The 12,466-nt window shown below is 71.6% G+C and carries 7 protein-coding genes; 5 read left to right on the forward strand and 2 right to left on the reverse strand.

The genetic code is table 11. The features are described 5' to 3' along the window. The first annotated feature begins 408 nt into the window (after positions 1-408). The 4 genes from ACZ6I1_RS09485 (at position 409) to ACZ6I1_RS09500 (ending at position 5,962) form a co-directional block, all read left to right on the forward strand. Positions 409-1,872, forward strand: coding sequence for an NCS2 family permease (locus ACZ6I1_RS09485; protein ID WP_469284977.1), 1,464 nt, complete (start codon positions 409-411; stop codon positions 1,870-1,872). Positions 1,873-2,011: 139 nt separating this feature from the next. Then, on the forward strand, positions 2,012-3,232 hold the full coding sequence (locus ACZ6I1_RS09490; protein ID WP_469284979.1) for an XdhC family protein: 1,221 nt from the start codon (positions 2,012-2,014) through the stop codon (positions 3,230-3,232). A gap of 130 nt (positions 3,233-3,362) precedes the next feature. Continuing rightward, entirely contained in the window at positions 3,363-4,610 is a 1,248-nt protein-coding gene (locus ACZ6I1_RS09495; protein WP_469284981.1) for a YncE family protein, read from the forward strand. A 119-nt stretch (positions 4,611-4,729) separates the two neighbouring features. Next, entirely contained in the window at positions 4,730-5,962 is a 1,233-nt protein-coding gene (locus ACZ6I1_RS09500) for a GNAT family N-acetyltransferase (RefSeq protein ID WP_469284983.1), read from the forward strand. Positions 5,963-6,057: 95 nt separating this feature from the next. Here ACZ6I1_RS09500 and ACZ6I1_RS09505 read toward each other — a convergent pair whose 3' ends face one another. Together ACZ6I1_RS09505 and ACZ6I1_RS09510 are read right to left on the reverse strand one after the other, a co-directional pair. Next, complete coding sequence (locus ACZ6I1_RS09505) at positions 6,058-8,274, reverse strand: terpene synthase family protein (RefSeq protein WP_469284985.1); 2,217 nt, start codon at positions 8,272-8,274, stop codon at positions 6,058-6,060. A gap of 112 nt (positions 8,275-8,386) precedes the next feature. Next, positions 8,387-10,411, reverse strand: coding sequence for an ATP-binding cassette domain-containing protein (locus ACZ6I1_RS09510; RefSeq protein ID WP_469284987.1), 2,025 nt, complete (start codon positions 10,409-10,411; stop codon positions 8,387-8,389). Positions 10,412-10,759: 348 nt separating this feature from the next. Here ACZ6I1_RS09510 and ACZ6I1_RS09515 point away from each other — a divergent pair, with 348 nt between their 5' ends. Further along, positions 10,760-12,406: an FG-GAP repeat domain-containing protein gene (locus ACZ6I1_RS09515; protein ID WP_469284989.1), complete on the forward strand. Its 1,647-nt coding sequence runs from the start codon at positions 10,760-10,762 to the stop codon at positions 12,404-12,406. Positions 12,407-12,466 lie beyond the last annotated feature (60 nt).

Here is a 12,466-nt window from a genome sequence, read left to right on the forward strand (position 1 = left end):
CTTCCTTGGGGGCGATCGGGAGGGAGACGGTTTGGGGGCCAAAAAAGACCCTGCTCTTTCGGGAGTCCTTTACGGGGACCCTTGGGGAGGGTGGGGTCGGGGGGCCGCGAGCCCCCCGGACCCCCTCACACTCTCCGGGCGGTGCGACATGGGAACGTCACACTTCACACCGCGCCGCCCGGAGTACTCGAAGTACCGCACCGCTCGCGGTCCGCTTCGCCCGGCAGTACCCCTGCAAGAACCCCCACGTAGTACCAGCGGTCACCCCCGCACTACCCGCAGTACACGCAGTGCACCTTCGCGTCGCCTCGGGCCGTCACCCCGGGTCGTGCAGCCAACGCAGTTTCCCAAATCCCGCGTCTCCAATCTTCATGCGGGTGCCCCTTTGAACCTTGGGAGTTAGGCACCATGACCCAGTCGTCTGTGGAGCCCAAGACCACCGCGGAAGAGGCCGGCGACGGCTCTCGCACCCCCGCCGGGCGTTCTTGGCTCGATCGCTACTTTCACATAACCCATAGAGGGTCCAACGTCGGCAATGAAGTGCGTGGCGGTATCACGACCTTCATGGCGATGGCGTACATCCTCTTGCTCAACCCCCTGCTCCTGTCGGGCAAGGACGCCGCCGGCACCGTGATGGACGCATCCGCGATCATCACCGCCACCGCCTTCGCGGCGGCCGTCACCACGCTCCTCATGGGCTTCGTCGGCAAGGTGCCGCTGGCCCTCGCCGCCGGCCTGTCCGTCTCCGGCGTGCTGGCCTCGCAAGTGGCCCCGCAGATGACCTGGCCGCAGGCCATGGGCATGTGCGTGGTCTACGGCGTCGTGATCTGTCTCCTGGTCGTCACCGGCCTCCGCGAGATGATCATGAACGCGATCCCCCTTGCGCTCAAGCACGCCATCACCATGGGCATCGGCCTGTTCGTCGCCCTGATCGGCTTCGTGAAGGCCGGGTTCGTCGGCAACGGCGGGGAGTTCATGCCCCCCGTCCAGCTCGGTGCGACCGGTGAGCTGTCCGGCTGGCCCGTGCTGCTCTTCGCCATCACCCTGATCGCCATCTTCATGCTCCAGGCCCGCAAGGTCCCCGGCGCGATCCTGATCGGCATCGTCGGCGGCACGATCCTCGCCGCGATCCTCAACGCCATCGTGGACATCGACCCGAAGGCCTGGAAGAACGGCCCGCCGGAGCTCAGCGGCTCCGCGGTCTCGATGCCGGACTTCTCGCTCTTCGGCGACGTCTCCTTCGGCGGCTGGGGCGACGTCGGCTACATGACCGTCGGCATGATCGTCTTCACCCTGGTGCTCGCCGGCTTCTTCGACGCGATGGCCACCATCATCGGCGTCGGCACCGAGGCCAAGCTCGCCGACGACAAGGGCCGCATGCCGGGCCTGTCCAAGGCCCTGTTCATCGACGGCGCCGGTGGCGCCATCGGTGGCGTCTCGGGCGGCTCCGGCCAGACCGTGTTCGTCGAGTCCGCGACCGGCGTCGGTGAGGGGGCCCGCACAGGCCTCGCCTCCGTCGTGACCGGCCTGTTCTTCGCCGCCTGCCTCTTCTTCACCCCGATCACGCAGATCGTCCCGGGTGAGGTCGCCTCCGCGGCCCTGGTCGTCATCGGCGCCATGATGATGCAGAACGCCCGCCACGTGGACTGGGCCGACAGCTCGACCGCGATCCCGGTCTTCCTGACCGTCGTGATCATGCCCTTCACCTACTCGATCACCGCCGGTGTCGCCGCGGGTGTCATCTCCTACGTCGCCATCAAGATCGCTCAGGGCAAGGCCCGTGAGATCGGCGGCTTCATGTGGGCGCTGACCGGAATCTTCCTGGTCTTCTTCGCGCTCCACCCGATCGAGGGCTGGCTCGGGGTCGGCTGACCCGGGCCGCGGCCGATCCGTACGGCTCGGCCGCCACGGCTCGACCGGTACAGCTCGATCGGGACGGCTCCATCCGCACCGAGAACCGCGCTCTTCACGTATCCGATACTGGAAATCGAACCTCGCCGAGGAGGCCCCCATGCTGGACATCGCCGAAGAACTGAACCGGTGGGTCGAGCAGGGACGTGACTTCGCCGTCGCCACCGTGGTGGCGGTCGGCGGGAGCGCGCCCCGGCAGCCCGGGGCCGCGCTCGCCGTCGACGGCGAGGGCACGGCCATCGGCTCGGTATCCGGTGGATGCGTGGAGGGCGCGGTGTACGAGCTGTGCCGACAGGCGCTGGAGGACGGCGAGTCCGTCCGCGAGCGCTTCGGATACAGCGACGACGATGCCTTCGCCGTGGGTCTGACCTGCGGCGGAATCATCGACATCCTGGTGACCCCGGTCCCGGTGGGCTCTCCCGTACGGGAGGTCTTCGCGGCCGGTCTGGCCGCCGCCGCCCGTGGGGAGGCGGCGGCGGTCGCCCGTATCGCCGAGGGCCCCGCGGACCTGACCGGCGGAGCGCTCCTGATCCGCCCGGACGGCTCGTACGAGGGCACGCTCCGCGCGCCGCAGCAGCCCGACTCCACCCCCGGCGCCGAAGGCGCCCTCGGCGGACACCCCGAACTGGACCGCGCCGTCGCCGAAGAGGCCCGCGCCATGCTGGACGCCGGCCGGACCGGCGTGCTGGAGATCGGGGCCGACGGCCGGCTCTGCGGAGAGCCGCTCACGGTGCTGGTCGAATCCAGCGTCCCGCCCCCGCGGATGATCGTCTTCGGTGCCATCGACTTCGCCTCCGCCCTCGTGCGCATCGGCAAGTTCCTCGGCTACCGGGTCACCGTCTGCGACGCGCGGCCGGTCTTCGCGACGAAGACCCGCTTCCCCGAGGCGGACGAGATCGTCGTCGACTGGCCGCACCGCTACCTGGAGGCGCAGTCCGCGGACGGCTCGGTGGACGGCCGCACCGTGCTGTGCGTGCTCACCCACGACGCCAAGTTCGACGTCCCGCTCCTCGAACTGGCCCTCAGGCTTCCCGTCGCCTACGTCGGCGCCATGGGCTCCCGCCGCACCCACGAGGACCGCAACAAGCGGCTCCGCGAGGTCGGCGTGAGCGAGCTCGAACTGGCCCGGCTGCGCTCCCCGATCGGCCTGGACCTCGGCGCCCGCTCCCCGGAGGAGACCGCGCTGTCCATCGCCGCCGAGATCGTCGCCAACCGCCGCGGCGGCAGCGGCGTGGCGCTGACCGGAGCGCACATCCCGATCCACCCCGATCCGCAGGGCGTCTCGAACACCGTGATAGGCAGGATCGGTTCCGTCGCTTGAAGAGCTGAACCGCGTACGTGAAGAAGGGCGCGACCCCCAAGGGGTTGCGCCCTTTTCGCGTACCGCCTATTTTACCGGCCGGTAACAGGAGGCACCTTCTCCATCCCTTCCCCCCACCGGAGTTGAACGGATGTCACGTACCCTCCGCACCCTCGGCGCGCTCGCCGCGGCCACCCTGCTGTCCTCCCTCGCGCCCGGCGCGCCCGCCGCGGCCGCCCCCGGTGACGGCGGCCTGCGCGAGGTGCTCTTCGTCGGGAACAACTGGGAGGGGACCGCCGACGTCCTCGCCTCCACCGGCGATCTCGCCAAGGTCGGCCGGATCAACGTCATACCCGACAAGGAGGAGCGGCTCCGGGAGATCTACCTCAACCCCGTCAAGCTCGGATTCTTCCTCGGCATCCGGGCCACCGCCGGCGAGGGCCACGACCAGTTCGTGGACGACATGTACACCACCCCCGACGGCTCGGCCGTCGTCGCCTCCCGGCCCAGCTTCGCCGACGTCGTCTCCATCGACGTACGGACCGGGCGGATCAACTGGCGCTTCCCCGTGTCCGGTTACCGCGCCGACCACATGGCCGTCTCGCCCGACGGGACCCGGATCGCGGTATCGGCCTCCACCGCCAACACCGTGCACGTCCTCGACATCGCCACGGGCCGGCAGGTCGGCTCCTTCGCCACCGGCGACAAGCCCCACGAGAACAGCTTCACCGACGGCGGCCGCTACCTGTGGAACAGCTCCATCGGCGACGTGACCTCCGCCCTCGACGCCCCCTGGCTGGACTGGACGAAGGGCGACCGGAAGATCACCGTCGTGGACGCGCAGACCTTCCGCACGGTCAAGGTGATCGACATGCGCGAGCGGCTCGACGCCTTCGGCCGCCCGGACCTGTCCGACGCCGTACGCCCCGTCTCCTTCAGTACCGACGAGTCGAAGCTCTACTTCCAGGTGTCGTTCTTCAACGGCTTCCTGGAGTACGACGTGGCCACCGACCGCATCACCCGCCTCAAGACCCTCCCCGAGAACCCGGCCACCGGCACCGACCGCACCAAGTGGGTCAACGACTCCCGCCACCACGGCATGTCCATGAGCCCGGACGGGACCAAGCTCTGCATCGCCGGAACCATGGACGACTACGCGACCGTCGTGGACCGGGCCACCCTCACCGAGGGGCCGCTGGTGCCCGCCGACAAGCCGTACTGGGCCACCGTCGACGGCGACGGCACGGCCTGCGTGATCTCCGAGAGCGGTTCGGACCGGGTGACGGCCATCGACTTCGCCACCGGCGCCAAGCGGGTGTCCGTGCCCGTCGGCGACCACCCGCAGCGCGTCCGTATCGGACACGTCCCGGCGGGCTGGACGGGCCCCGCCACCGGGTGAGGCGGGCGCGGCCAGGCGGACACCGCGGATCCGAGCGCCCGCAGCAGCACCTGGCCAAACGCGCAGATCCGGCCACTATGAGGTGACCGGTCCCCCCGTGACCGATTAGTCTCGTGATCATGGTGGACATCCGCGAGGTACCCGAAGCCGACATCGACCGTGCTCTGGAGCTCGCGTACCTGGTCTTCAACGACCGGCCCGAGAAGGAGGGCCGCGAACGGCATCACGCGCTGCTGGAACGCTGCAGCCGGATCGGCGCCTACGACGGCGACACCCTGGTCGGCTTCATGGCCGCACACGACTTCCGGCTCTCGGTGCCCGGGGCAGACCTGCGCTGCCCCGGGCTCACCTTCGTCTCCGTCGCCCCCACCCACCGCCGCCGGGGCGTACTCACCGCGCTCATGGCCGAGCAGCTGCGGCGCGCCTCGGCCGCCGACAGCCCCCTCGCCGCCCTGTGGGCCTCCGAAGCCGCGATCTACGGCCGCTTCGGCTACGGCGGGGCCACCACCGGCGTCACCATCGAGATCGACTCCACCCGGCCCCTGCCGCTGCGCATCGTCGCGGACCGGCGTCCGCTGCGCCTCGTCGCCCCCGACGAGGCGCTCACCGTCATCGGGCCCTTCCACGAGGCGGCCCGCGCCGTGCGGGCCGGCCGGCCGACCCGCAGCCCCGAGCGCTGGACGCAGGAATGGCTGGCCGAACAGGACGAGGAGGACGAGGAGTTGAGCCCGCCCCGGATCATCGTCCTGGGCGACCCCGGGGAGCCGATCGCCGGCTACGTGCTCTACCGCACCAAGCCGGAGGACGACAGCGGACCCGTCCGCACCCCGGGCCTGGTCCGCGTGGAGGAGCTGGAGGCCCGGACCCCGGCCGTCGCCGCCGCCCTGTGGGAGTGCCTCGCCGCCCTCGACCTCACCGGCCGGGTCACCGCGTGGGGCCGTCCGGCCGACGACCCGCTGCTGCACTTCGCCGCCGACCGGGACCAGGTGCGGGTCACCGCCCAGTTCCCGGCGCTCTGGCTGCGCCTGGTCGACGTACGGGCGGCGCTCACCGAGCGGTCCTGGGCCGCGCCGGTGGAACTGGTGCTGGAGCTGACCGACGTGCGGCTGCCCGCGAACGCCGGGCGGTACCGGCTGAAGGCCGGGCCGGACGGGGCCGCGTACGAGCCCGCCCGCGCGGCACCGGACCTGACCCTGGACGTCCGGGAGCTGGCCGCCTGCTACCTGGGCGGCACCCGGGTCGTCGAGCTGGTCGCCGCCGGGCTGGTCGCCGAGCACGCGCCCGGCGCGGCGGCGGCGCTGGACGCGGCCCTGCGGACCGACCTGCTGCCGCACACGAGCGACGAGTTCTGACGCGCGGGGGAGGGTGGGGGGTGGGGGGTGGGGTCGGGGGTGGGGTCGGGGCGGTCCGTCCGGCCCCCCACCCCCCGCGCTTCAGGCGGGCCGCCTCAGGCGGGCAGGGAGATGCGGGCCGCCGACATCCCGAAGCCGGAGTCCAGGACGCCGGTGGACAGCGCGTCGGGGAGCCCGTGCAGGTCCTGCGGACGGTAACGGGCGATGCTCTGATGCCAGTTCAGGACCCCGGCGTGCCAGTCCTTCAGCTCGCCGACGTACGCGTCCAGGGCGGCGCGGGCCTCCTCGTCGAGCTTCCAGTCCTCGTAGAGCAGCGGCAGCTGGTGCGCGACGATGTGCTCGAACTCCTCCGTGCGCTGCGTCATCAGCGCATGGCAGATGTGCAGTGCCTCCGGGTAACCGATGTCGAAGAAGTTCCGGGTGACCAGGACGTAGTTGTGGACCTCGCCCTCGAACTCCACCTCCTTCTGGTACGAGTAGATGTCGTTGATCAGGCAGGCGGCGTCGGCGACGGCGTTCTCCAGCGACCGGATCGTCCCCGAGGCGTAGATCTCCTCCGGAACGCCCCGTCCCTGGTGCCCCAGCCGGCACAGGTACATCGTGAGGTAGGTGCCGAAGGTGCGGCGGCGCATCTCCGCGTAGTCCACCGGGTCCGGGATGCGGTTCTGGATCTGGTTGTCCACCTCCCACAGCCAGCTCTCCAGCATGTCCACCAGCGTGGCCCGGAACTCGGTGCGCTGCGCGGTGGACATGCCGGCGCTGGTGCGCACCCAGAGGTCGGCCAGCGCGCGCTCCATCGCCGTCGCCGGCTCCGCCTGCTCCGCGTGGTCGACGGGGATCATCGAGACGAGCCGCGCCGTGGTGGCCTTGGCCGCCGCCAGGTTCTTGGCCTGCGCGAACACCACCGGGTAGTAGTCGTCCCCGTAGGTGCCCCAGGTCAGCCAGCAGGCGTTGAGGGCCAGCTCCTCGGGGGTGGCGTCCGGGTCGAGTCCGGCCGAGCAGACCGCGAAGTCGTAACCCCGCAGCTTGGCTTCGGTCCAGATGGCCGAGCCCGGGTCGCCCGGCTGCGGGTCGAGCAGGCCCATCCGCTTGGACCACGCCACCGATTCCTCGCGCGCGTACGCCAGGTGCGGGCTGAGGCTCAGCCGGTGCGGCATGTAGATGTCGGGAATGACGGAAGGCCCGGTCTTCTCGAACGGGACGTGCGTGAAGGAGCGCCGGCGCAGGTCCATCGAGCGCTGGGTGAAGACGGACCGCAGCTCGAGCGCGGCGGTGCCGAGCCCGGACGGCAGGAAGGGCAGGGTGAGCGGGGCGGTGGCCCGGGCCTCCTTGTTCATGTAGCGGCTGGAGACCATGTGCCACTCGTGGCCGCCCGACTGCCAGTCCTGCAGGCCCTTGGCGTAGGCGAGGACGGCGGCGATCTCCGCCGGGTTCAGGGCGAAGTCCGCGAAGAGCTGGGGGAGTTCGGCGAGCGCGGTCTGCTCGAACTGCTGGAGGCGCGAGGTGAGCAGGTCGTTGGAGGCCTCGGCGGCCTCCTGGGTGGTGCAGCCGAGGAAGGTCTCCAACACCAGGATGGCATTGGAGAGTTCACCCTCGTCGGCGACCTCGCGCTGGTAGGAGAAGATGTCGTTCCTGAGGTGCACGGCGTCGGAGAAGGCGTCGCGGAGCACGCCGAGCGGCCGCGAGTGCGCCACGCGGGCCGGGACCTCGGCGGAGACGTACTCGATCAGGCCGGCGGACCAGGGGGCGCCGCCGACCTTGCGGCGCATCTCGATGTATTCGAGGGGGTTGGCGACGCGCCCGATGTTGATGTTGGCCAGTTCCCACATGGACTCGTTGAGGAGGTTCTTCGTGGAGACGGAGAACCGTTCCCTCCAGTCCGCGGACATGGCGGGAACGGTACGCCGCCAGAGGTCGGCGAGGCCCGCCTCCACCGGGTTGGTGGGCTCGGGGAAGCCGTCGGCCAGATCCATCGGCATGAAGGCGGCGAGCTTGTCGAGGTACTCCTTGGCGCCGTCGCGGTCCTGCGAGCGCTTGTACATCTCCAGGAAGTGGTCGTCGAAGAAGAACACCCAGACGTACCAGTCCGTGACCAGGGACAGCGCCTCGCTGTCGCAGTCGGGGTGGGTGTACGAGCACAGCAGCGCGTAGTCGTGCGAGTCGAGGTCGCTCTCCTCCCAGACGCCGGAACCTTCCAGCATCCCGAGTGCGCGCGCCCATTGCTTGGTGTGGACCCTCGCGGCCTCCAGGTGGGGGTTCAGTCGCGCCGGATAAGGCACATAGAAATCCGGCAGTTGAAACGGCTGCGTCACGGCAGGGTCGGCCTTTCGTCCATGGGTGCGGGGGCCGGTGGGGCCCGGCCCCCGCACGAGATCAGCAGTGCCCTACCCGTGGTGGCCTCGGGATAAGGGGGAGTTCACTGCTTCAGGTGACGGACGGGTCGTTCAGCGGCGCGGTGGCCTGGCAGGGGATAGGAGCCGCGTCTGCCTGACCGGGCTGGTCGCCGTACTGGTCGGCCTGGATCCGGAACATGGCGGCGTAGCGGCCGCCCAGGGCCAGCAGCTCCTCGTGGCTGCCCCGTTCGACGAGCCGGCCCTCGTGCAGCACGTAGATGACGTCGGCGTACCGCACCCCCGACATCCGGTGGGTGACCAGGACGACCGCGCGCTGCGGCCCGGCCAGGCCGCGGATGCGGTCGAAGGCGGCGATCTCCGACTCCGGGTCCAGCGCCGAGGTGGGCTCGTCCACGACGAGGACGCGGGCGTCCCGGAAGCGGGTGCGGGCCAGCCCGAACTTCTGCCACTGGCCGCCGGACAGCTCCGAGGCACCCCGGAACATCCGGGCGAGCAGCGTCTCGTAGCCGTGCGGGAGCTTCGCCACGATCTGGTCGGCGCCCGCGTACCGGGCCGCGGCCACCACGTCGGCGGCCTGGTCCGGGGACCCGTCCCCGCCCCGGCCGCCCGCCCGGCCGATGGCGATGTTGGTACAGGCGGTCACCGGCCAGCGCTCGAAGTCCTGGGTGAGCAGCGAGACCCGGTCGAAGACCTGCTCCCGGTCGGCCTCCCGGACGTCCACCCCGTCCCAGGTCAGCGAACCGGCGTCGGGCAGGTGCAGGCCGGCGAGGAGTTTGACGAGGGTGCTCTTGCCGGAGCCGTTCTCGCCGACCAGGGCGACGACGGTGCCCGCCTCGATGGTGAGCGAGACGCCCCTCAGGGCGGGCTCCTCGCGGTCCGGATAGCTGAAGGAGACGTCCTCGAGCCTCAGCGTGCCGAGCCGTTCGGGCAGGGGCGCTCCGCCCGCCGGGACGGCGCGACGGCCGGCCTCGGCGACGAACCGCTCCAAGTCCCGCACGTACAGGGACTCCTCGTGCAGGGTGTTGGTGGTGGCGACGAGCGCGCCGAGCCCGGCCGAGCCGGCGCGCACCGCGATCACGGCGGTGCCGGCCACGGCCAGGTCCATCCGGCCGGTGACGATGAGCACGCCCATCGCCGCGTAGGTGACGAGGGCCGCGACGCCGGAGAGCGCGGCGGCGAGCAGTTCGGTGGCCGCCTTGTCCTTGGCGAGGCGGGTGGCCTCGCCCTCGGCGTGTTCGGCCATGTTGCGGTAGTGGCCGAGGAGGTAGCGCCCGACTCCGTGCACCCGTACCTCGGGGGCCGACGTACGGGAGATCAGCAGCTGCCCGATGAGCCGGGCGGCGCGGACGTGCTCCACCCAGGTGATCATGGAGAGGTAGCGGCGCTGGGCCACCCGCATCGCGCCCCAGCCGCGCGGGGCGGCGATCAGCAGCAGCATGGGCAGCAGCAGCGGGTGCAGCACGGTGAGCACCCCGGCGGTGGCGACCAGGGAGATCAGCCCGCCGAGGGTGGCCACGCAGGCCCCGACGGTCCGGCGGGCCGACGGCGGACCCCACTGGGCGCTGTCGAGCAGCCGCCGGAACTCCCCGTCCTCGATGGCCTCGAGCTCCACCTCGACGGCCGCCTTCAGGTACTGCTCGTGCGCGGCCCGCTCCACCTTGGGCTCCAGCCGGCCGGCGGCCGACGTGGACCACGAGGCCAGTACGGCACCCAGTACGGCGACCAGCGCGCCCGCGGCGAGGGCGGGCAGGGCGGCGTGCAGCCGGTCGGCGGCACTGCCCGCGCCCAGCAGCGTACGCAGCACCCGGCTCAGGACGAGCAGCCCGACGGCGGAGGTGACCCCCTGCCCGGCCTCGGCGAAGGCGACGGTGAGCAGGGCCCGCCGGTCGGTGTCCCAGGCGAGCCGCAGCGTCCCGCCGGCCATCCGGGGCATGGAGCGCAGGGTGGTCAGGAGCCGGCTCTCGAGCCGGGCGTAGTCGTGGTTGGACCAGCCGGCGTCGTACCGCAGGGGCCCGCCGAACAGGCGCCGCTCACTCTCGGAAACGGCCGGCTCGGCGGGTGCGGGCCGCTTGAGGAGCCTGATGCGCAGACTCATCCGCGGCCACCCCCGCCCACTGCCGGGTCGAACGCCACATGAACGTGCACGAATCGCAAGATTCCTCCCGAGGTGCCGCGGCCGCGAACTGACGACGCAAGAACGTGGCTGCTCAGAGCGGCGTCACGGGGCGCGGGGAGCGAAGGCTCGCACGGATGTCCTGCTCGGCCGGGGCCGCTGAGAAGCGCGGCGTTCGAATCACCCGCAGGTGTCGATGCCCCCCTTCGAGGGATTGCGCGGGCCCGCCGGCGGGTGCGTCGGCCGTGCGGTGGGCTGCGCGTTTATTGCCTGGGGCGGGTCGGACATGTGCTCTAGGGTCTGGTTGTTGATCACATGAGGGGAGTGTGCATGTCGATAAGAAGAGCCGCCGCGCGCGGGGTGGCCGGAGCGCTGGCCGCCTCGGCGGTCATCGCGCTGGCGCCCACGGCCGCCGCGTCGGGGGCCACGGCCGGTGTCGCGAACGCGGGGGAGACGTTCGGCGGCGCGCAGGTCTCGAGCCGGACGTCCAAGAAGCCCCCGAAGACCGTGGCGGCGCTGACGGTCGCGAACCCGGGAACCTCCCCGGCCACCGCGTGCACCGGCGGACTCATCGGCAACACGCAGGTGAGTCTCTTCGCCACCGTGGAGGGGCCGGAAACGGACGGGCTCACTGCCCAGTTCCAGGTCTTCCGCGCGGGTCAGAGCACCCCTGCCCTGACCCAGTCGGTCCCGGCGCTCGCGGGCCGGGCCGCGACCTGGTCGGTGCCGGACGCCGACCTGCCCGGTGGTGACTACACCTGGAACGTGCGCGGTGCGAACGCCGCGGGGCAGGCCTCCGCCTGGTCCGCGACCTGTGCCTTCTCCGTCGATCGGACGCGGCCGCAGGTGCCGCCCGCGATCAGCTCGGTGCAGTTCCCGGACGCGTCGAAGGGTGTGCCCGAGCAGACCGGCACCGCCCGGACCCCCGGCACCTTCACCTTCACCGCCGGCGGGGTCGAAGACGTCTCCGAGATCGTGTACTGGACCGACTGGGATGCCCGCCGGGTTTCGGTCGTGCCCGGCTCCGGCGTGACGCTCGTACCGCCGACCGCCGGCCCGCATTCCGTGCGCGCGCAGAGCGTGGACAAGGCGGGCAACGTCTCGGACACCGCCACCTACTCCTTCTTCGCCAACGGCAGCACGGCTCCGGACGCGGCCGGAGACCTCAACGGTGACGGCCACCGCGACCTGTGGACCGTCGACCCGGCCGGCCGCCTCCAGTTCCGCGCCGGCAAGGGCGACGGGACGTTCGCGGCCCCCGTCGACGGCGGCCTCACCGTCGCGGCCGGAGCGCAGGTCGTCGCCAGCGGCGACTGGACCGGCGAGGGCTCCAACGATCTGGTGGTACTGGAGTACAACGACGTCACGCGGACCAAGCTGCTGTGGGCTTACCCCAACGGCGGACTGGGCGCGGTCAACGAGGCCGACCGGTTCCAGCTGAACGTGGGCTGCCCGGTCAGGGACCCGGAGCTGGGCTGCGAGACCGGCGACGACCACTGGTACGACGCCGACCAGATCGCCGCCGCCGGCGATGTCGACGGTGACGGCGGCCCCGACCTGCTCGTCAAGCGGGGAGCGGAACTCTGGCTGTACTCCGGCGGCTTCCCCTACCTGGACAACACCGCACCCGTCCTGGTCGGCGGGACCGGCTGGGCATCGGTCACCGTGGTCGCCCCGGGTGATGTGAACGGTGACGGCGCGGCCGACCTCTGGCTGCGTGAGGACGCCACCGGCGGCCTCTTCGCCGTCTCGGGAGCCAAGGGCGCCGACGGCACGCTCGCGCCGGCCTCTTGGGGCTCCGCCCGGGCCGAGATCGCCTCGGGCATCGCCCGCGCGGACTATCCCTTCCTCGGCTCCGCCGGAGACCTCACGGGCGACGGGGTGACCGACCTCTGGGCCGTTGCCGCCGACGGCCGGCCCGTGTTGTTCCGCGGTACTGCCGGCGGCATCGACACGACACCGGTGGTCCTCGGCTGAGCCGATCCGCCGAAGACCCTCCGACACCGGGAGCCCCCCGGCCGCCACGGCGGCCGGGGG

Source organism: Streptomyces sp. NPDC046303 (assembly GCF_055588085.1).